13 protein-coding genes are annotated in these 21,336 nt (G+C 40.9%); 4 read left to right on the top strand and 9 right to left on the bottom strand.

What is annotated here, in order from left to right; genetic code table 11:
- Positions 1 to 308 precede the first annotated feature (308 nt).
- The 7 genes from AC6CHH_RS13005 to AC6CHH_RS12975 are packed head-to-tail and all read right to left on the bottom strand — an operon-like array spanning position 309 to position 11,850.
- A complete protein-coding gene (locus AC6CHH_RS13005) occupies positions 309 to 1,451 on the bottom strand; it encodes a prolyl oligopeptidase family serine peptidase (protein WP_498283535.1) in 1,143 nt (380 codons plus the stop codon).
- A 54-nt stretch (positions 1,452 to 1,505) separates the two neighbouring features.
- Positions 1,506 to 3,011, bottom strand: coding sequence for a PQQ-dependent sugar dehydrogenase (locus AC6CHH_RS13000; protein ID WP_498283533.1), 1,506 nt, complete (start codon positions 3,009 to 3,011; stop codon positions 1,506 to 1,508).
- Complete coding sequence (locus tag AC6CHH_RS12995; protein WP_498283531.1) at positions 3,011 to 4,111, bottom strand: plastocyanin/azurin family copper-binding protein; 1,101 nt, start codon at positions 4,109 to 4,111, stop codon at positions 3,011 to 3,013. Before AC6CHH_RS12995 ends, AC6CHH_RS13000 begins: the two co-directional genes overlap by 1 nt.
- A 13-nt stretch (positions 4,112 to 4,124) precedes the next feature.
- A complete protein-coding gene (locus tag AC6CHH_RS12990) occupies positions 4,125 to 5,525 on the bottom strand; it encodes an enolase C-terminal domain-like protein (RefSeq protein WP_498283529.1) in 1,401 nt (466 codons plus the stop codon).
- 3 nt (positions 5,526 to 5,528) lie between these two features.
- A complete protein-coding gene (locus AC6CHH_RS12985; RefSeq protein WP_498283527.1) occupies positions 5,529 to 6,905 on the bottom strand; it encodes an acetylxylan esterase in 1,377 nt (458 codons plus the stop codon).
- A 23-nt stretch (positions 6,906 to 6,928) separates the two neighbouring features.
- Positions 6,929 to 8,656 (bottom strand): RagB/SusD family nutrient uptake outer membrane protein, encoded by a 1,728-nt coding sequence (locus AC6CHH_RS12980; protein ID WP_498283525.1) that lies wholly within the window; start codon positions 8,654 to 8,656, stop codon positions 6,929 to 6,931.
- Between the two features lie 29 nt (positions 8,657 to 8,685).
- Positions 8,686 to 11,850 carry a SusC/RagA family TonB-linked outer membrane protein gene (locus AC6CHH_RS12975; RefSeq protein WP_498283523.1) on the bottom strand — a complete coding sequence of 1,055 codons (3,165 nt, stop codon included), beginning with the start codon at positions 11,848 to 11,850 and terminating at the stop codon, positions 8,686 to 8,688.
- Positions 11,851 to 12,322: 472 nt separating this feature from the next.
- On the opposite strand from AC6CHH_RS12975, the gene AC6CHH_RS12970 reads away from it, so the two are divergent.
- The 3 genes from AC6CHH_RS12970 (at position 12,323) to AC6CHH_RS12960 (ending at position 15,092) form a co-directional block, all read left to right on the top strand.
- Complete coding sequence (locus AC6CHH_RS12970; RefSeq protein ID WP_498283521.1) at positions 12,323 to 12,871, top strand: dihydrofolate reductase family protein; 549 nt, start codon at positions 12,323 to 12,325, stop codon at positions 12,869 to 12,871.
- Positions 12,872 to 13,210: 339 nt separating this feature from the next.
- Positions 13,211 to 13,777: a hypothetical protein gene (locus tag AC6CHH_RS12965; protein WP_498283519.1), complete on the top strand. Its 567-nt coding sequence runs from the start codon at positions 13,211 to 13,213 to the stop codon at positions 13,775 to 13,777.
- A gap of 124 nt (positions 13,778 to 13,901) precedes the next feature.
- Positions 13,902 to 15,092 carry an exo-beta-N-acetylmuramidase NamZ family protein gene (locus AC6CHH_RS12960; protein ID WP_498283517.1) on the top strand — a complete coding sequence of 397 codons (1,191 nt, stop codon included), beginning with the start codon at positions 13,902 to 13,904 and terminating at the stop codon, positions 15,090 to 15,092.
- Positions 15,093 to 15,256: 164 nt separating this feature from the next.
- Here AC6CHH_RS12960 and AC6CHH_RS12955 read toward each other — a convergent pair whose 3' ends face one another.
- The gene (locus AC6CHH_RS12955) at positions 15,257 to 16,777 is read right to left on the bottom strand and encodes a RagB/SusD family nutrient uptake outer membrane protein (RefSeq protein WP_498283515.1); all 1,521 of its coding nucleotides are present in this window, start codon (positions 16,775 to 16,777) and stop codon (positions 15,257 to 15,259) included.
- Between the two features lie 20 nt (positions 16,778 to 16,797).
- Positions 16,798 to 19,863 carry a SusC/RagA family TonB-linked outer membrane protein gene (locus AC6CHH_RS12950; protein WP_498283514.1) on the bottom strand — a complete coding sequence of 1,022 codons (3,066 nt, stop codon included), beginning with the start codon at positions 19,861 to 19,863 and terminating at the stop codon, positions 16,798 to 16,800.
- A gap of 389 nt (positions 19,864 to 20,252) precedes the next feature.
- Between AC6CHH_RS12950 and AC6CHH_RS12945 the strand changes: the two genes are divergently transcribed.
- Entirely contained in the window at positions 20,253 to 21,305 is a 1,053-nt protein-coding gene (locus AC6CHH_RS12945; RefSeq protein WP_498283512.1) for a Gfo/Idh/MocA family protein, read from the top strand.
- Positions 21,306 to 21,336: the final 31 nt, after the last annotated feature.

Genomic DNA, 21,336 nt, shown 5'->3' with positions numbered 1-21,336 from the left:
TTCTAAAGCAATGATATCATAATTTGATACTAGTTAGTTTGACCTAACTTTGTAACAAAACAAGGCCAGATTTACCATTTTCTTGTAACATAACAAACCCAGTTTGATCTAAATATCTTAAAATTGACACGTGTCGCTTTAAATTATGTTCTTTAGACTAACTGTTTTGTTTAATATCATTAAATCCCTTCAAGTCTCATTGTAAACGGAAAATCGGGACCGACAACTGACTTATCATACCAGAAATTTCTTTTAAACCATACATAGTCAAAGTCAACAGGTTAAAACAAAAGTCCTTTGGATATTAGCTACTTTAAAAAATATTCAAAAAAAGTGTATGCTTGATCGTTTGATTCCTCATTTGGGGCATGATCCGGACGATTGGTCATGGCTACCCGGTCAGTATACCCAAGCAATTTGTTGAGCCTAATGCTGTGATTCAAGGGCACCCATTGCTCCTTTGGATCGGAAGACCCACCAGAGACTAAAAATGGTCTTGGTGCCATCAAAGCGTGAAGTTCATGCAAATCATCACCTTGCTGAATCAATTTCGGGTATAAACCTTTTGCTTGCGGAATCATGCCCGTTTTACGCCAGGTGTTTTCCCAAGGTGGATTATAATACCCCAAATACCAAGGCTCCCAATAATTCACTGCGGCACCCTTGGTTTCATCGAAAACAACTCCCGGATCGGACCAAACTCCGCAGGCAAAGCGATCAAATAAAGCAGATGCAAACATAGCCCATTTCCCGCCAAAAGAATGCCCCATGATACCAATTCGTGTAGAATCTACAGAAGGATGTTTGGATAAGGCATACCAAGCGTTACCTGCCGCATAAGCTAAAGCTGAAAGGGGTTGAATTGTTGCTTGCTCCATGCTTGGGTAATAGAGCGAATAGACCCTTTCCTTTGAAGCCTCTCTGGTACCCAGAGAAAGAGTTACAAAACCACGAAGCGCCAGACCCCTAGCAAAATCTCTTCCAGCTTTACCTTCTCCAATAGCCGTTTCGGGCTCATAGAATACCGTTATAACCGCAGGCATTTTACTTTTAGGAGACTCGGGAATCAACAAATAGCCGTCTGTTTTCGTATTTGGCATCCAATTAAAGCTCACCTTATATTGCATATACCCCTCTTTTTTTACCGAATCCAAGATTTCGAGTTTTTGATTCGTAATCGCAGCTGGCCATGCCCCCATCATACCATGCCATTTCTTTAAAATTTCAGCCCGTTTAATTGACCAGTCTTTCGCTGTCTTGACGGCTTTGCCATCGGAAAAATGAAGGAAAGATTTGAAATCTCCGTATTGACTCTGGAATTTTTCAGGTGGCGAGAAAAAAGGAGAAATTTTATTCCATAATTCTTTTTTTTCCTGAGTTTGCTGTTTTTGAGCCAAACTGTTTTGACAAAATAGCAGCGATATGATTAATGCGATTCCTATGCTTCTCATATAATTTGGTTTAATTTTCACCGGTTTATTTTGAGGCTGATTTCCACAGCCGATTTATATTTTCTTCTTTAAGGTGTATGCAATTACCTTTTGATTCATCGTGTCCCGATTGTTCTTTGAAAACACGGAATCTAAGGTCAGTTCATACACAAAACCTTGGGTCATATCACCAAGATTTAGATCAAGTCTTTTTTTATCAAATGAAAGGTCAAGTGATTTTAAGTCAACATTTTGTACATCTGTTTGCTTTGATCCATACTTATCATGATAGAGATAACGGTACTTTTTTATTTTAATTTTCCCAAGCAAATCTTCTCCATCTGAGGCCTGTAAAACTCTGGTAAAGGATAAACTAAAGCCTTTTTTAGTCAGGTTCATGGATTGAATATCGAATGGCACCCCTCCATTAAACTGCACTCGCTGTATGCCCCGATCACCTAGCCAGCCATGATCAGACTGTCCAATCCATAAACTTCCATCTGGACCAAAGGCAAGTCGATTATTTCCTTTTCTAAGTCCATGACCATCCAAAAACGGGGTAACGGATCCTTGCGTGATTCCATCCTGGGTCTGCTCCAGTATAATTCGCACCAATCTCCCTTGATTCATCTCTCCAACCAAGTATTGACCTTGAAAAGCTCGAAGCTCCTTATGGTCTTTAATTAAAACAGGTTGTGATGGAGAATTTGCAATCACGTCATGGGGAAATATGACAGCTGGTTTTTCGCGCATGTGTTCCAAAGAATCTATAGGTAATGCAAAGGGATTGCCTTTATTCCATCCCTCTTTCCAGATTAAACTTGCCGGATGGCCATAAAACTTACCCTGTTGAACTTGGTATAAACAACTCGAACCAACCCAATCTCCTTGGTTATCGGTGAGATAGAGCTGATCATCCTTTCCTATAACCAACCCATTGGGAGAGCGAAAACCCATTGCAAAAGGTGATATCTTGCCATCGGGAGCAATCTTCATTACCCAACCTCTATAAGGTACCGTTGAAAACATTGCTCTTTTAGCAGATTTCCCTAAGGAATCTTGCTCGCCACGCAGTTCATCTGATACCCCTCCTCCCGAGGAAGAGGTGTTTAAGGCAACAAAAAGATTCCCTTTAGAATCCTTGACAGGTCCATAGGCAAACTCATGGTAATTGCCCGTCATTCCAAAACCGTCATATAGTGTTTCATACTGATCAGCAAGGGTATCGCCATCGCTATCTACAATCCGGGTCAGCTCAGCGAGTTGCATGACCAGTATTTCTTTTTCATTCACCGCCATTAGACCAAGAGGTTCATGAAGCCCGGATGCAAAAAGTTTCCAAGAGCTATCTTTTGGATTATAAATCATAATCTCCCCCCGCATAAAAGCGGCTATCAATCGTCCGTCTTTCAACACATCAATTGCCGCCACCTCAGCCGTTAAGCCTTCTGGGGTTGGAACATCTTCGATCGTATAGGGAAATACTGAGGATTGTGGCTCCCTCTGGCAACCTACAAGCAGCGTTATCAGGACTGCTGTAAGAAAATTTCCGATAGAATATTTAAATGGTTTGATGTACATTATTCTTTTATTAGTTCCACTGAAAATTCTGCTGCATGCTCCCGGGATAATTCTAACCTTTCGGATAAAACAGGTTTTCCCTGATAATAATAGTGTACACCAGGGGTCTTTGTGAAATTAAAATAAACACGCGAGCCTGGGTTTTGAATTCGAAAATGACGAATGAGCCCATTCTCCTTTTTTAATTCTTTAATCGTTTCATACACCTTACGCGATCCAATTTGATACTGAAATTCGAGATAACCCTCCTTTAGAATTCTATAGCCTTTAAATGTAGGTTTTTCGGACGGGTCCATTCCCTGGAATTCTATCGGAAATTTTGCGTTCTCGCGGTAAAAAATTTCTCCAAGAATCTCCGATTTGGCGTCTTTATGTCCTTTCCATATCGCCTGCTGATCAACAAAATCACCTTCCCAGGCAAATCGTAATCTACAAGGACCAGCATCCCAACAAATGGATAAATTCTCACTAAGGCGAACAATGATGGCCGCTGGAGAGGCTCCCTGAATGTAGGTTCGGTAATAATAAGGTGGCTTTAGCGCATAAGAATGTTTGCGCTGCGGCTGCTCAGATGATTTACGTCTTTGCTCTGGGATATGGAGATCATTAGCCAGATCTGGCATCTTAGGTGAATCATCGACATACATCGCTCCATACATTAAGAATCCATGTCCCGGAAGACTGCAAACATAAGGATAAACTCCTTGTTCCTTCGGAGCGGTAAAGGTTATACTTTTGCGTCTTGTGGGCTCCACAATGGGAATACTAAAAAGCACCTCTTTACGCTTAGGAATATAATTCATTTGTTTTCCTGAAGCGCCTAAATCTGCGGCCGCCTTCACAATGCTTAACCTACTCTTTGGCGAAAGGATTAATAAGTTATGGTCCATATCATCGCTATTGGTAAAATTAATCGTTACCTTTTGGCCAGGTAAAACATGAAAGCGCGCAAGGCTATATTGCATTCCCGCAAGCACAGAAAGGTTTATTTCAACCGGTGCAGGCCCGTCTAACGGTTTCCAGGACCCTAAAAATAGCAGTAGAAAAAAAGCCAAAAACCAAGGTCTTCTAAAGCGTAATTTCAAATTTTTTCTCATCATCTAAAACGAATTTCTACGAAGATTTAGCTTTTAATAAATTTTGATAATACGGCGATGGCTCAAAGATTCCTCCGGCGCGAGTATAAAAATCTTCATCCAGTTCAAAGACGCCATTTTTGACCAGAGTCCAATTCGCTCCAGAATAAGGATGTCTTGTTTTCATCTCCTCCCAGTTTTGATAATTCATATCTCCATTGGTCTCCATCATGCCCATGCCCAACTTTGGGAAGGGAGCCATGCTGGCCGCAACATTTTTATTCCAGTCAATTAATATCGGATTTACGGTGAGATCAGAGCATAGACAAGGGATTCCTCGCTCCTTGGCTACAGCAGCAATCTTTACCGTGAGACTCAGTGTTTTGGCAATTCCTTTTAAGACAAAAGCGCCATAGCCTAGGTCAAGCTTTCGGTATGCATCCTGGGGGGAATGAAGGGATTCATCACAGGCAATCATCAGACCTAAATCCGAGACGTTCTCTGTATTGTCTTCTCCAAAGGGTTCCTCATAAAACAAAATGTGATCAAAAGCACCAATTTGCTTTGCATAATCCAAATACTTACCTAACAAAGCCTTATTCGGGTAACGTCCATTGGCATCCATGGTGTAATAAACCTTACCATTGGGGCTATGCGGCGTGCTCACTTGTTTTAATACCTCATGAATTTCAGCTAATCTTTGCTGATCTTTCTTAAGCATTTCGCTTGGGCTCCCGGAGGCACCTGTTTTTATTTTATAAATAAAATAGCCCGCATTGGCTGCATTTTGAATATCCTGCAAAGGCATATCATAGGATATTTGGAACATTACTGCAATTCTGGAATTTTTATGACTAAAGAGCGTGCTGTAAGCAGAAGGTGCTAGTTTATCAAAACGGGTAATTCCATTTTCTTTAGCGTACAACATCCATAAGGCATTATCCAGGCTAACCAGAGCGTTATAAACAAAATTAATGTTGAGCTCAGGATTCTGGGTTAGTCGTTTTGCCTGAAGAAATAATTGCGGAACAATGCGATCGATGAGTTCTATAGGATCAACAAATACTTCGCCACGAATTAACTTAAGAGCCTTTCCCAATAAGGCAAACATGAGGGCATTGCCTTGTGATTCTGAAAACTCACTGAATACCTTGGCGTCTCCATACAGGACACTTTGGGTAGAGAGCCCTAAACCAACATGTCCATTTTCGCTCTGAACTTGGGATATAATTTGCCAAAGTTCACTCAAATAACCACCCTTAAACCCGAATGGAAATCGAAGTTTTTCACGTTCAAAATTAGAATCAACTGTTGCAATTTTTATTTCATTCATTTTCTCTCTTTTGACATTCACTCTAGCACTAAGTTTCTCTGTAGAGAGAAAATTCATCGAGGTTAACGCTAGCGCCGAATTTCTTAAAAACCATCTTCTATTCATCTATTATTTTCCCAGTTGATCCTTTAGCCAACTGTAAGTTACCTTTTTTTGTTCAGGATATATCTTATGTTCTCCATTTGGAATAATCAATATTTCTTTCGGAGATTCAATCTGATTATAGGCCGCATAAAATGAAGTTGGCGGAGTGGTCTGGTCATTAAAACCCCAGGAAAAGTACCCGGGAACCCGAATGAATTTTGCAAAATTCACCACATCATAATACCCTAAAGTATGGAGTACTTGGGGTTGATTCTCTTTATAAAGGTCTTTTTTTGTAAACACATGAGGCCAGCCCCCAGCTCTTCCTTTTAAATAACCTGGGTGGTCACACATTGCAGGACATAAGGCAACAAAATAATCGATTCTTGGTTCTAGAGATGTAGTGATAATCGAGAGAGCGCCACCTTGAGAGGAACCCCAGGCGCCAAGATTCTCTCCATCAAATTCATCCAGAGAATAAATTAAATCTATCGATCTCACACAGCCCAAAATCACCCTGTTGTAGTAAAACGAATCCCTATCGGTCAATCCCTTATACATGTAATCTTTGAGTTCTCCTGTTTTCAGCCCATCGTAAAAAGATTTAGGCAAATTCACCTGGTGATTGTGTATATAGAGGTCCAAAGTTATAAAACCGTTTGCCGCATTTTCAGGGTCTCCTGATAAAGGAGCAACCCCGGCGCCAGGAAAGCGAACTATAGCTGGAAACTTTTTGAATTGATCGTTTTTACCTTTGCTCGATTTTGGAAGGGATAATACGCCATAAAATTTTTGGACTCCATCGTTATAAAACTCATATTCCACCTGATAAACCCGTACCGAGTCATCTCGTATCTGGCCAAGTGGCGTTAATTTAGGATTCAAATCTACTTTTTTTGAATCGGCGATTTGTGTCTTCCAAAAAGAGGCGAAATCCTTAGGTAATTCAGAAGAAGCTTCAATTTTGTGCGGCAAATATGCGGCTGTAGCTACTGCCGAATAGGATTTACCGTCCAACTGAACGTTCACCGTGCAGCGAAGGAAACCTGATTCAGCTAAGCCCTGGGCCACAATTTCAGCTTTACCATCCTTTAGTTTAACTTTTCCTTTTTTCAAAGGAGGCATTTTTTCAAGGCCTATACTGTATTGTACCTGGAGATCATCATGTGGTTTATCCAAATCGAGCTCAAGGGAAAATACAGCCTTTTCTCCTAGTTCATATTGCCAATCGGAGTGATTTAAGCTCAGAGAAATCTTAGGCGTGTGCAGCGCGTTTTTTTCAACGGTTTGATTTTGCCCTGATTGCGGCCTCTGTAAACAGAGGCCTGCATTCAAGTTCACCACTAACAACAAAAAAACGAACTGTATATTTTTTATTAAAAACTTAACTTTAGATACCATAGTAGGTTTTATTAAAAAGAACATCACTTGGTCCAACCAGGATTTTGCTCTAAATTATCATTCAAAACAATTTCGCTCTCTGGAATAGAATTCAAATAATCTCGGTCCAATTTAAAGCCCCAACCATTTGGCATTGCTTTTTGAAGCGGATCTAAAAATCCATCTGCGTTTACCGGATAAGGATTCTTCGTGATTTGTGAAGCTAAAAAGCCTGTCGGCCTTTTACCTACAATCAGCTCATCGGCCGCAGCCCAGCGGGCAATATCGTCCCAGCGCAACCCTTCTGCTAACAGTTCTACCCTGCGCTCACGGCGCACCTCATTGATGATCGGAGAAAGATTTGGAAAATTCCATTTCGGATCCACGGCAATACCTCCTAAGACTAGATTAGGAAGTCCAACCCGATCACGGAGTGGCTTGATGCTGATATCGATATCCCCTTGATTAATCTCTCCCAATTCCGCTTTAGCCTCGGCATAATTCAATAGCACCTCAGCGTAACGGTAAATCAAGGCCGGAGATTCCTCTGTTTGTTGCTTATGATATTGCATCATTGGATTATACCCCTTTTGAATCACATAACCAGAAGGTGCGTTGTAATCTCCTGAACTATTTAGTTTATCATACACAACCTTATAAAGTTCAACTTTTCCATCGGTATGTACTTTCCAAACCTCACCAGGCAATGCAATGGACTGATAAAAGCGCGGGTCACGGTTCTGGGCTTCTTTGGTGATATTCTCATATCCTCCAAACAGCGGATTCCCTGTAATGGGGCGGCCATCGATACATAAATAGGCATCGGCCATTTCTTTGGTAATGGTCTTACTGGTCGGAGTTTCCATCCGGAAAAAACGATCATTGGTAAAGGTGCCACTCCCTTTGGTTAACTCATTATCGTATTTACGCCAGAACATCGCTTCGCTATTTCTGCTGTAATCCAGCAAGGAGAATAATTCTTTGTAATCCGTTTCAGGCTTGTTATTGGAATACACGGAGTATAACCCCGATTCAATAATTTCTTTGGATGCCTCAGCCGCCTTTTTGAGGTATTTCTCGGGCTGAGCGTCCGGTACACCAAATTCAGTTCCTTGATGGTATTTTTCCCAGGTCCCCTCATACAGAGCCACCCGACTCTGTATGAGTAAAGCGATCCATTTGTTTAATCTTGCATCGCCTGAGGTTTTCTCTGGACTTAAATACATCGCAGCAGAATCCAATTGACTAATGATAAAGTCGGCCACTTCGTTACGCGGGTTACGTGGGTTGTATACTTCTGGAGAACTGGTTCCTAATGTGCCTGTCAAGATCTGGATCGGGCCGTAGCTTTTGAGCAAATTAAAGTAAATCAGCCCCCTAAAGAAATAGGCTTCTCCCAAAAACTGCTGGTAATCTTCGAGTTCATAATTCTCTTTGACTACATGATAATTATCAAAGAAATAATTAATCCGGCGTACATCCCCAAAACCAATGCTCCCTGAGGTAGAGACAGTTCGGGTACCTTCAAGTCTTGTATTGGGTGCGCCATTGGTTTGGTTATCGCTATCGAAATCATCACCATGGTTGGCGTATTTCGGAAAATTAGCGGCTGTATAAAACCCATTAACATAAGTTCTGAGCTCATCCGGGGTCTTAAAGAAATCCGGCGTAGTCACTGCATCTAATGGCGTACGGTTTAAAAAGTCCTTATTGCAAGCACTCAGCAATAGCAAAGTGATTGAGCAGGTCAGTATCGTGATATATTTTTTCATGTCTTTTATAAATAAAGTATGAATTCAGTTTAAAAAGTGATATTCAAGCCAAAAGAAAAGGTCCTTGATATCGGATAAATCACCCCTGAGGTTAAATATCCACCATAACGGTCGTCCGAGGCGAAAATAGTTTCCGGGTCGAATACTTTTGGCAATTTTGTAAAGGTCAATAAATTCTCTCCAGAGAAATACACCCGGATGTTACTCACTTTGATTTTTTGCAACATATCCGCTGGCAGATTATAGCCAACCTGTAGGTTTTTTAAGCGCAAATACGAAGCGTTCAATAGATAGCGGTCCTGGCTTTGACGATTTTTTGAGGTCTCTGCTGAGAAATAAGGCTTTGGTAAATACGAATCCGTATTTGGGCCTAATACATTGGTTTCATCAGCCGGTCTCCAGTAGTCTAAATTGTAAGAATCTTCAAATAATCCTGAATTCCCCCATGCATTGGTCATGCCCCAGAATACAGCGGACCCGGTATCGGGGTTAAAATCACGTTTTCCAACTCCTTGCCAAAACATAGAGAAATCAAACTGCTTCCATTGAATTCCGCCGGTAATCCCGATATTGTAACGCTCTCTATCGTTACCAATCACCTTTAAATCACCATGATCATCAATGGTACGCTGACCATCATTTATAACCCCATCGCCATTGAGATCCTTGTATTTCATATCACCTGGACCCCACTTTGTATGAAATTTGGATTGATCTGGCATTGGCTCACCCTGAGTTTGAATTATACCATCACTCTCAAAGCCCCATATTTCCCCTGCTCGTTTACCCTTATACCAATCGCCTATAAGATTCTTATCATTTAGATATTTCAGAATCGTTGAACGGCTATCCCCTAGACTGACACTTGCGTTGTACGAGAATTGATCTGAAGGGCTATCTTTCCATCCTAAGATCAGCTCAAAACCTTTGGTTGAGAGTTCTGCATTATTAGCTTTAGGAGTGGCAGCTCCTAATGGATATGGAAGGGTGACAACTGGTCCTAACATATTGGTAGTTACTCTATTGTACCAATCAAAGGTTAAGCTCAATTTATTGCTCATAAAACGAGCATCAATCCCTGCATTAAGCGTCGTGATAGTTTCCCAAGTTAAATCATCTGAAATTAAACCAGGAACATTTGCATAACCCGGACGCTCTCCGTCAATAATCCAGTTTACATTGTTATAAATTGGAATGGTTGGTAGGTACAGATAATTGGATACATTTTGATTTCCAAGGGATCCATAAGACAATCTGAACTTCAAATCATTCACATAGGGCGTAATTGGCTGCCAAAAATTTTCTTTAGATACGTTGTATCCCACAGAGGCTGAAGGGAAAAATCCCCAACGCTTCCCATCTTCAAAGCGGGAAGATCCGTTATAACGGGCGCTGACTTCAACAAGATATTTCTCTTGAAAATTGTAATTCAATCTTCCAAACACGCCTTGAGTTGCCCAGTGCGTAATATTATCTGAAACGGTTTTATCCCCTAGAGCAGTACTTAAGGAAACGATTTCCTCAGAGATCAGTCCTGTACCAGAAGCACTCAAACCGGTGGAATACCGGTATTCCTGTTCATACCCAACTAATGCCTTAAGAAAATGATCGCCGAAGGTATTTTCATAAGAGGTCGTTCCGTTAATTAAAGTGTATATGTTCTGAGAAAAAGCGGTATTGTAAACAGCAGCCGGTTTACCAATATTCCCAAAATTGCCGTCTCCAAGCTCAACCATTATGGGCTTAGGGTTAGAGGTTCCTCTTCGGCCCTGGTTGTTGTAATTGTAACTAAAATTCGTCTTCCATCCTTTAATCGGCTCGAGTTCACCTCCAAGAGTGATAAAGAAATCATTGGTATGCGCCTGATCCCGTCCGGAATCTTGCATCAAACGAACTAGAGGACTTTGCACCGTCCCGTTGATGTTATGAAAAGGCATCATCGGAGCGAAAAATAGGATTTCCCTGAACGTATGCTCTCGTCCTACGGTCGTCTCACCCATAGGAAAATCAGTGTGCCCAGATGCATATTTTACACTTGAGCGGAAATTTAACCAAGGGGTGACTTGAGAATTCACGTTACCTACGAAATTATACCGCTTGTAGCTGTCATTCCCCCATTCATACATACCATTTTGCTCAATGAATCCCCCAGAAATATAATACTGATTTTTTTCATTTCCGCCATTCACATTGATGTTGTGTTTCTGGTTAAAAGAATTATCGCGCAGGAGCATCCGGGCCCAATTGTTGTTGGCGTTTCCATCACGGCGTCCAGCCCAAATATTGCTTATGGGATTTTCCGGATCGTATTCGTGAGGGAAAGTTCCATCGATATATCCTTTTATACGTTCCACCTGCTCATCACTGTATAATGCAGCCAGTCCAGCATTGCTCTGCGCCTGATTATAGGCTGTGGCCCAGGTATAAGAATCGACATGACTCGGGTTACGAATAGGGCTAGCCCAGGATAAATTATCGGTATAACCAATGGCCACCGTTCCATCTCTTTTTCCTTGTTTGGTGGTGATCAAAATCACACCAAAAGGAGCCCTTGACCCATAAACGGCAGATGCAGAAGCATCTTTGAGGATCGAGACACTCTCAATGGATTCTGGATCCACATTGGTGATGTTCATCTCCACTCCGTCTACCAGAATTAACGGTGATCCCCCTCCTGAAATTGAGGCCATACCTCTTAAGTTCCAAGAACTCACTGCCCCAGGTTCTCCCCCACGCATGTTCATACCAATATTTAGATTCGGTGAGGCGCCTTTAATCAGATCAGCCACCGTATTGGAAGTCCGATTGCTCAATCTCTCACCGGAAATCACATCCACCGAACCCGTTAGGTTCCCTTTCTTCTGAGTACCATATCCCACGACCACAACTTCATCCAAATCCGAGAGTTGTGGGGACAGCAGCACATCCATCACCGCAGCGGTAGCTTTCATTTCTTTTCCCTGATAACCTAAAAAAGAAAAGCGTATCGTATTTCCTGGTTTCCCGTTAATTTCAAAACGACCCGATTGGTCAGTTTGCGTGACTACTTCCCCGAGTGTTACTGTCACGTTCGGAAGCGTCTGTTTTGTTTCTACATCTTTTACAACACCGCTAATTGGGGACTGGCCGTACAGGGTTACAATCCAGAAATTCGCGATTAAAAGAGGGATGAGTATCCGCATAAGTTTAATCATAATTCAAAGTTTTATAAAATTTTATACTCAATTAGTTCTATTGTAACCAAAAAAACGTTTACGTTACCGCTTTTTAAAAAGCTTGAAAATTCAGAAATATCGGTTACGTACACGAATTAAGGCGTTGTTGGTTATAATTCAGTACTAAAGTAATATTTAATATTAAATTAACAATAATATTTTTAAAAATTAGCGCAAAAAGAAAGACCTATTCTGCAAATTAGTCCAGTGAAAATCATTCCTAAAATTGGTATAGGATAAACTTAAAGTCCTATTGAATTAATTTCGATTCACTAGGATCGAAAGTCAAAGGAGTCAGATGAATTCTGCACCTGGATTGACCCAAAATAAATGACTGTACTTACACCAACCAGTCTGGTGAATGGTTGATTGAGTGTTCTGTTGGAAATTACTTTTTTTGTATCTTCAGCTAAGAAATGGCACTTGAGTTAGTACTAACTGATTAATATAGATGAAGAAAATAATTTTAAACCTTGCGGTAAGTTTAGATGGATTCATAGAAGGAGAACATGGAGAAATAGATTGGTGCATATTGGACGAGGATATGGGTTTTAACGATTTTTTAGAATCTGTTGACACCATCTTTTACGGGAGAGTAAGCTATCAACAGTGGGGTAATTATGAACCAGAAGAGGATTCGAGTCAGCAAGAAAAAGAACTCTGGCAAGCTGTGCACGCCAAAAATAAATTCGTTTTTTCAAGACAGAATCTAACAGCTGAAAAGGCGACCTATATCTCTTGCGATATTGCATCCAAAGTAACCCAAATCAAACAGCAGCCAGGCAAGAATATTTGGATGTATGGCGGAGCGAACTTGATTAAAACGTTTATTAATTTAGGTCTTATTGATACCTACAAACTCTCTGTGCACCCCATCGTTTTAGGAAGTGGTAAACCTTTGTTTGAAGAGTTGAAAAATAGAATCAATCTCTGCTTAACCGGAACTCGTGTTTTTAAATCCGGAGTGATTGAATTAACCTATGAAAAAATAAACCCTTAGGATCAACTCATCTTATTCTATTTTTACTCTATTCAATTTTTATTTGTCAAGTATTTTGCGCAAAATACTTGACCTTTTGTTATTTTTATCTACCAAGACTATAGCGATTCGCAAACCGAATACGCAAGAGAAAAGATGACTGAACAACCCACTTATCAGCTCCAACTTTTGATACCCATTATGGTGTTTCTCAAATGACCACTGCTGATCCAGTCGATTAAAAACATCCCGATCCAGAAGATCCAAAAATGTAAGAAAATAGAATTATATTTACCCTGGTATATGAATACACCACCATTTATTACAGGATCGGGAACCAAATTATATTAAAACATCAAAATGAAACAAACCTTTATTATACTCTTTCTCATACTGGGATTTGCAAAGTCTTATTCTCAAGAACTAAATCAAAAAATCGAGCGAGATTTTTTGATTTATTCAAATTTAATTCGTGAAAAGCAAACTGATAAAGCACTTGACTACCTCAATCCAAAATTTTATAAAATTATTTCAAAGGAACAATTAAAAACCGCCGTCGAATCAATTTACAACAATCCTGATCTGGTGTTCAAACTAGGGATTCCAAAGATCAATACTTTTGGTGAGCTGAAATTTATTCAAGGCGTCAATTATGTAAACTTTGACTACCATTCTCCAATAGAAATGAAATTCGTACAGATGGAATTCGATGAGCTAAAATTAGAGACTATACTAAAAAGTTTAGAGAAAGAATTCGGAGATGGAAATGTTAAGTATAATCAAGAAACGGGATTTTTTAAATTGGATTCCTATAAAAAAGCCATTGCGAGCTCATCCGATAAGGAAAACTGGAAATTCATTGTCATTGATAATGAAAAAATGAAAACCGCCCTAGAAAAAATAATTCCTGCCGAATTATTAGAGTGAGCCGGTTGTTGCCCTTTTTATTTTTTAAAACAGACAAAAAGAATATTAAGCTTATATTCAACACTAAAACAAACTCATACTACCGATTCATACCCACAAAGGATGAACGCTAAGCAAATACATTATGATAACATTTAAATTCACCTCCCTGGTATGTGGTCTTATACTGATGATGAGTACCGCAATTTCTCAAATTCAACCTGCAGCTGATCGAATTCCTGAATACATCGATTATCTCAAAGGAAAAAGAATAGGTATGGTCATTAATCCCACATCCATAATTGGAAACAAATCGAGTGTAGATAGTTTGATCGCCCTGGGGGTAAATGTCGTGAAGGTTTTTGGCCCTGAACACGGGTTCCGAGGAAATGTTGGTGCGGGAGTAGAAGTCGAAGATTCAAAAGATGCAGCTACCGGGGTAAAAATTGTTTCCTTATATGGAAAAACAAACAAGCCCACCAAGGAGATGTTGGCAGATATAGACTTGATGATTTTTGATATGCAGGATATTGGTGTACGTTATTTCACCTATTTGGGCACAATGCATAGGGTTATGGAAGCGTGTGCTGAAAACGATAAAGAGTTATTAATTCTAGATAGACCAAATCCAAACGGGCATTACGTGGATGGTCCGATATTGGACATGGCCTATCAATCCGGAATTGGCATGCATCCGGTGCCCATTGTACATGGCATGACTGTAGCCGAGTATGCACAAATGATCAATGGAGAGGGTTGGCTGGCCTCCGGAATCCAATGCAAAATTAAGATTATACCAGTCGCTAATTATGACCACTCCATGGAATATATTCCGCCAGTGAATATGTCCCCAAATATTAACACTTATCAGGCAGTCGTCTTGTATCCATCAACTTGTTTATTCGAGGGAACTGTGCTGAGTGAGGGAAGAGGAACTCAGTTTCCTTTTACCGTAATAGGAAGCCCGGCTTATAAAGGGATTTACGATTTTTCGTTCACCCCGGTTAGTATAAAAGAAATGAGCGCCACTCCAATCCATTTGGGTGAGCTGTGTTATGGTTTTGATTTAAGACAGGTCGATTTAGTACGGTTAAGGAAAGAAAAAAAAATCAACCTGACCTGGTTAATTGAAGCATACCAAAAACACCCCAAAAAGGAGATCTTTTTCGATCATAAGCAAAGCAAAGAAATTGTCGTTTTTAATAGACTTGCAGGAAGTGATACCTTAGAAAAACAGATAGTTTCAGGACTCACCCAAGAGCAAATTCGTAAAAGCTGGGAGCCAGGTTTGAAAAAATACAATAAAATGCGTAAAAAATATTTGATCTATAATTAACGCTTCATAGGGTAACCACCATGCCTAGAAAACCCAATCGGGACTATTTGAAGGTGCAACAAGGAATATAAGTAATCAAGGTGCCACGAGCGGGCACCTTGATCATCTACTAAACATTAACAAACACAAAGCTATCGGGGAGACAGCTTAACCAACTACTTATATTAAAAGGTATAACCAGGATTCTGTTCCAACGCTCTATTTCTTTCCCAAGCTTCTCGTGGAATAGGTAAACGGATAGGCTGAGTTTTCAACCAAGGTTTACTCTCTACAGAAAGAGCAGGAAAATCAACACGGTTCTCTTTGATAAAATCAATAAAACGACCTCTGCGATTCAAGTCGGAGAACGCTCCTGCAGATTCCCACAAAAACTCCATTCTTCTTTCCTTAAAAATAGCATCCAACACCTGATCTTTCGGTAGGCCCAATGGTTTTGCATTCAAACCGGCTCTTACTCGAATTTTATTGACTTGTTCCATGGCCTTTGCACTCATGCCCGATTCATTCAACGCCTCAGCATAGTTTAACAGAATCTCAGCAAAACGTAGCACAGGAGCATTAACCCCTGACATTCCAATAGTGGCTTTTTGCCAATATTTAGTGGTAATGTAACCCGTTTTAGACCATCCCGCAGGTACCGAGGTAGGCATCACAAAGGCAGGCATATCTTGATGCGCTTCACCTGGACCAATAATTACATCCCAATAGCGCTTATCTATAATTTTACCCGTTCCATCTTTTTCAAAGGAATTCACCCAATGTCCCTGTGGTACGAAATTGCTCCATGCTCCTGAACCCGTAAATTCAGACGGGGCACCTCTTGGGGCCGTACGGTAAACTATATTACTACCCTCTCCGTCGTTGCCTTCTCGAAATTGTGTACCAAAGACAATCTCTTTATTCCCTTCGTTACTTTCTCTAAAAACATCTCTAAAATTAAGCTCAAGTCCGTAATTCCCTGAAGAAATCATCTCTTCACTGATCCGGACTACATCCTCCCATTTGTTTTGCCATAAATAAGTTTTGGCCAGAAAACCCTGTGCTGCACCTTTACTTGCTCTTCCCTGATCCTTTCCTTGCCAAACTTCAGGTAGAACCTGTACGGCTTCTTTTAAATCAGCTTCGACTTGTGCCCAGACTTCCTGAATGGAAGAACGAGGAATCTCCATCTCCGAGCTGGCATCCAGTTCTTCTAATATTATGGGCACCCCACCAAAATAATTCGCTAATCGGTAATAAAAAATTCCTCTTAAAAACTTGGCTTGTGCAAGAATCTCTGCTTTCTTTTGCGCATCTAACTCTTCCATTTTCTCTACTCGGGAAATCGTAAAATTTGCTCGAGAAATCCCAACATAGGTTTGTCTATAAAGGTCTCTAATCTTGGTATTACTAGCCGGAAGTGCTAAAGAGTGGATTTCAATCCGGGCCGCAGAACCGTCCATCTCGTACAGATCCCCACTCATTGCCCATTCTATATCAGCCGCATCAATAGACACCCCAAAGGTTTCATTGGGCTGTAGCTGACCATAGACTCCAATTAAAGCCTGCTGGGCATCCGATTCTGTCTGAAAGAAATTCAGGTCGGTAAGTTGGTCTTTAGGAGTAAGCGTTAAAAAAGCATCCCCGCAGCAGGTAATCAAGCCAAGCAACAAGGCGCTAAATATATAGGTCATAATCGTTTTCATAGTGTTGTGTTTTTAATAATCTATAGGGAAACATTCAAGCCAAAGGTGATGGTACGCGGCATCGGGTATACCCCGTCATCAATTCCAGCCCGTATTGGATTTGTACTTCCTACCTCTGGATCAAAACCCGAATAATCAGTGAATGTGAATAAATTTTGTGCACTCAGATACAATCGAACACTTTTGAATGTTTTGGTTTTCTGCAAAAGTGAAGCTGGCAGGCTGTAACCCAAAACCACATTTCTAATTCGCAGATAATCTCCGTCTTCAATATAAAAAGATGATGCATTGGCATAGTTCCCGTTGGCATCCACATACTTTAAGCCTGGAATTTCATTTTTCCCGCTCCCAGGGGTCCAGCGGTCCAATACATGAATCGAAGAGTTTACTACCCCTGATCCCCCAAAATATTTCATCGGATAAGTAGAGAACTTATTGGAATGAAAAATTTGATTCCCGGAAATGCCCTGAATCAGAATGTTCAGATCAAATCCCTTATACTTTACATCCGTGTTTAACCCATACATGAGCTCGGGCCAAGGAGTTCCTAATTCCACGCGGTCCAGATCTGTTAAAAGATTATCGCCGTTCACGTCTTTAAATTTAAAATCGCCAGCCACAGCATTTGGTTGAAGGGTTTTGTTAATTTCCTGGTCGCTTTGATAAATTCCCTCTATCAGATATCCTCTATAATAACCAATTGGCTTACCAACCTCCGTATAGGATGAGCTCATACTGGTATAGGTTAACGTTGGTCCATTAATTGGTCTACCAACACCCAAACTTTTCACCTGGTTACGCAGGGTAGACAAGTTACCATTTACCGCAAAAGATAATTCACCTATGTTTTTTTGATAGCCTAAGGAAAATTCAAATCCCTTATTCTCCACCTCTCCCCCGTTAACCGATGGCGCTGAGGCAAATCCTGCCTCAAAGGATACCGGAAGATTAACCAACATGTCTTTGGTAGTTTTGATATAATATTCCGCTGTAAGGCTCACTTGATTTTCAAACAAGGAGGCATCAATACCGAAATTGGTTTGAGTTGTTGTTTCCCATTTGAGGTTTGCGTTTCCAGGTCTAGAAAGGGAGGCTCCTAGTACCAGATCCTGCGTTGATCCGAAGACATAATTATCGCTGGAGGTCCCACTACGGATGGTATTCAAATAGCCAAATGATCCAATAGCATCATTCCCGAGCTCTCCCCAACTTGCTCTAATTTTTAAAGCATTCAAAAATTCAACATCGTTAAGAAATGATTCCTCGGAAATATTCCAACCTGCTGAAACGGATGGGAAATTACCCCATTTCTGATTTGGACCGAAATTAGAAGATCCGTCACGGCGCAGACTTGCAGAAAATAAATATTTATCCTTGAAAGCATAATTTGCCCGAGCTAAATATGATGCTAAAGCATATTCCCCTTTAGTTCCTGCGGCCTCGCGCAAATCGGATTTACTCCCATTGATAATTTGCAATTGTTCATTAGAAAACTCACGTCCAATTGCCGTAATCCAGTCCGTCGTACTTCGTTGAGCCGTTTGTCCAACGACTGCTGAAATATGATGATCATTAAAGGTTTTACTATAAGAAAGAGTGTTTTCAATCAACCAGGTCATATCATTTGAGGCGGTCTCACTTAAGTAAGCCTGCAGATTACGGTAATGTCCTCTTTCCACAGTGGGTTCCCATGCTGAATTTCGATTATTTGCTTGATCAATTCCTAGACTGGTTTTAAAAACCAATCCATCCATAATTTTATAACTACCAAAAGCATTTCCAAATATTCTCGAATTTCGCATGTTGTTATCCATGGTCTTTGCTCTAAGGACTGGATTATCCCCCTGCGTGGTATAGTAGGCTGAGGAGCCATCGATTACATCATCAGGCCCCAAGGTTGGGTAAAATTGCTGAGCAAGGTTGAATATGCCGTAGTTCATCACTTGGTTTTGTTGTCCCTTTCCTGTTGAATAGGTGTACGCCAAGGATCCGCCAAAAGAAAGTTGATCGCTTGCTGTCAGGTCTGCTGTAAATCGACCAGTATACCGTGAATAATTGGTTTCAAGCATCGTACCTTGTTGATCCAGATAACCTAGAGATGCCGAAGCTTTTAATTTTTCAGTCCCTCCTGAGGCAGTGAAATCGTAGTTTTGAACTGGAGCAGTGCGAAAAACCTGATCAATCCAATTGGTTCCCTCACCAAATGAAGCCGGATTAGCCCATTCCGGATTAGGGGTCATCCCTGAATTGGTATAGAGCTCATTAGCCAGGGTCGCGAACTGTTCAGCATTTAAAAACTCAGGTCTTTTCCACAAATCCTGCATACCGTAGGATGAATTTAAGGTTACTTTTGCCTGACCGGCTTTCCCACGTTTGGTCGTGACAAGGATAACCCCGTTGGCAGCCCTTGCACCATAAATGGCCGCAGATGCGGCATCCTTTAACACCTCTATGGATTCGATATCTGCTGGATTAATCACAGAAAGCCCGTCAATTCGGTCGGAGCTCCGGTTGATACTCAACGCCCCAGCACTTATGGGAAATCCATCTACCACATACAAAGGTTGATTCCCCCCAGTTGTTCCTACCCCCCGAATACGAACCGATGCAGAACTTCCCGGGGCTCCGGAGGTTTGAGAGATGTATACTCCGGGTACTTTTCCTTGAATGGCGGAGGTAAAACTTGGTGTTTGCACCTTCACGAGTTCTTCCGCTTTGATCGAGGATATTGAGCCGGTTAAGTCTCCTCTGCGCTGGGTTCCATAGCCCACCACAACAATTTCGTCTAAATCAGATAGCTGTTTTTCCAAAAATATCTCCATCGGCCCCCGGGTCGCTAGCGTATCCTTTGCTTTGTAGCCCAGGAGAGAGAAGTGAAGCATAGTCCCTTGGGTGGCTTGTATTTCAAAGCGTCCTAAATTGTCCGTCTGACTTTTGAGATTCCCTGCACTTACGGTCACACTTGCCAGGGGCTGTTGACTCTGGGCGTCTTTTAGAACACCGGTGAGCAAGGATTGGGAAAAAATTGGCGTAAGCCAGAAATGTAGAATCAAAAGCGTAAAAAATACGCGGATAGGTTTAAGCATAGTTTAAGTTTTTATCAATTCATATTCTATTTTAAAAGCACTTATTACGTTAACGTTACCGTAAAACCAGGAAACGATAAATTAAAATACACGGTTACGTACCCGACAAATAAGAATTAGTTTATATTGGACTACTAATATAGTATAAATTATTTAATACCAATCCCTCTGATAAAAAATAATTTGAAAGAAATATAAAATCTCAAACAACTGATTCACAACAAAATGTAATTACAAAGCATTTTCGCCTCTCCTTTTTTATCTCCTATTTATGCAAAAATACCGTATCTTACGGGTGCGTTACCGCAAAATGATAGGTGCGTTAACTCCTAAACTCGCCATAGCGGGTTTATAAAATGAAACCATTAGTGTAAAAGATCTTCAGCAAGATGAGTGATAAACCATTTAGATTGGCCATTATAGGAACAGGTGCAATAGCCCATATTCATGCCAAAGCTATTGAGCGTATTGGTAATGCGGTACTGTTGGGAGCTTATAATAGAACCAGGCAGAAAGCAAATGATTTTGGAAAAACATGGAATTGCAAGGCCTACCAGACTATTGAGGAGCTCTTAGAAGATGATCCTGATGTTGTTTGCATCTGTACTGCCTCTGGGATGCACCTATCCCCTGCCCTGCAGTGTATCCAAGCGGGGAAGCATTGTTTAATTGAAAAACCACTTGAAATCAGCGCTGAAAGATGTCATCAGATTACACAGGAAGCATTGAAACATCAGGTCTTAATCGGCGTTGTTTTCCCTTCCAGATTCTACCCGGCAAGCCTACAAATAAAGAAAGCGGTTGACGAGAATCGCTTGGGAAAACAAGTTTTGGGTAGTGCGTATGTAAAATGGAGCCGAGATCCAGCGTATTATGCCTCAGCCCCATGGCGAGGAACCTGGGAACTCGATGGAGGTGGCGCATTAATGAACCAAGCGATACACTCTGTAGATTTATTACAATGGTATATGGGCCCTGTTGAATCAGTTCAAGCCATCACCGCAAATAGACTGCATGAAAATATAGAAGTTGAGGATACCGTAGTTGCCATTGTTCGATTTAAAAGCGGAGCAGTTGGCACCATTGAATGCACTACAGCGGCCTACCCCGGTTCACTTAAACGCATAGAACTACATGGAACTGCTGGTACGATTGTATTGGAAGATAATGAACTTAAAACCTGGCAATTTAGAGACTCTTCTGTTCCAAATGAACAAGTGGAAAATCAAATCAGCAGTGAAAAGATTAGCGGAGGTGCAGCCAATGCCATGGATATTTCATTCTTAGGCCACCAGTTACAAATTACAGATTTTTTAAACGCGATTTCAAGCAAAAGCACTCCACTGGTTGATGGTGTTGAAGGAACAAAATCCGTTGAAATTATCCAGGCGATATATCAGAGTGCAAAAACCGGAGCTGAGGTCTTCATAAAAAAGGTTTAGATATCCGGAAGACCTTTCCCATTTATTATCG

The sequence above is a fragment of the Sphingobacterium sp. GQ94 genome (genome assembly GCF_059758715.1).
The sequence above is the reverse complement of the archived record's forward strand: the minus strand, read 5'-3'. Positions and strand labels throughout refer to the sequence as shown.

What these genes read in the sequence shown, in the direction of transcription:
- AC6CHH_RS13005 (WP_498283535.1), bottom strand. Translation starts at nt 1,451, where the DNA reads ATGAGAAGCATAGGAATCGCATTAATCATATCGCTGCTATTTTGTCAA.
- AC6CHH_RS13000 (WP_498283533.1), bottom strand. Translation starts at nt 3,011, where the DNA reads ATGTACATCAAACCATTTAAATATTCTATCGGAAATTTTCTTACAGCA.
- AC6CHH_RS12995 (WP_498283531.1), bottom strand. Translation starts at nt 4,111, where the DNA reads ATGATGAGAAAAAATTTGAAATTACGCTTTAGAAGACCTTGGTTTTTG.
- AC6CHH_RS12990 (WP_498283529.1), bottom strand. Translation starts at nt 5,525, where the DNA reads ATGAATAGAAGATGGTTTTTAAGAAATTCGGCGCTAGCGTTAACCTCG.
- AC6CHH_RS12985 (WP_498283527.1), bottom strand. Translation starts at nt 6,905, where the DNA reads ATGGTATCTAAAGTTAAGTTTTTAATAAAAAATATACAGTTCGTTTTT.
- AC6CHH_RS12980 (WP_498283525.1), bottom strand. Translation starts at nt 8,656, where the DNA reads ATGAAAAAATATATCACGATACTGACCTGCTCAATCACTTTGCTATTG.
- AC6CHH_RS12975 (WP_498283523.1), bottom strand. Translation starts at nt 11,850, where the DNA reads ATGATTAAACTTATGCGGATACTCATCCCTCTTTTAATCGCGAATTTC.
- AC6CHH_RS12970 (WP_498283521.1), top strand. Translation starts at nt 12,323, where the DNA reads ATGAAGAAAATAATTTTAAACCTTGCGGTAAGTTTAGATGGATTCATA.
- AC6CHH_RS12965 (WP_498283519.1), top strand. Translation starts at nt 13,211, where the DNA reads ATGAAACAAACCTTTATTATACTCTTTCTCATACTGGGATTTGCAAAG.
- AC6CHH_RS12960 (WP_498283517.1), top strand. Translation starts at nt 13,902, where the DNA reads ATGATAACATTTAAATTCACCTCCCTGGTATGTGGTCTTATACTGATG.
- AC6CHH_RS12955 (WP_498283515.1), bottom strand. Translation starts at nt 16,777, where the DNA reads ATGAAAACGATTATGACCTATATATTTAGCGCCTTGTTGCTTGGCTTG.
- AC6CHH_RS12950 (WP_498283514.1), bottom strand. Translation starts at nt 19,863, where the DNA reads ATGCTTAAACCTATCCGCGTATTTTTTACGCTTTTGATTCTACATTTC.
- AC6CHH_RS12945 (WP_498283512.1), top strand. Translation starts at nt 20,253, where the DNA reads ATGAGTGATAAACCATTTAGATTGGCCATTATAGGAACAGGTGCAATA.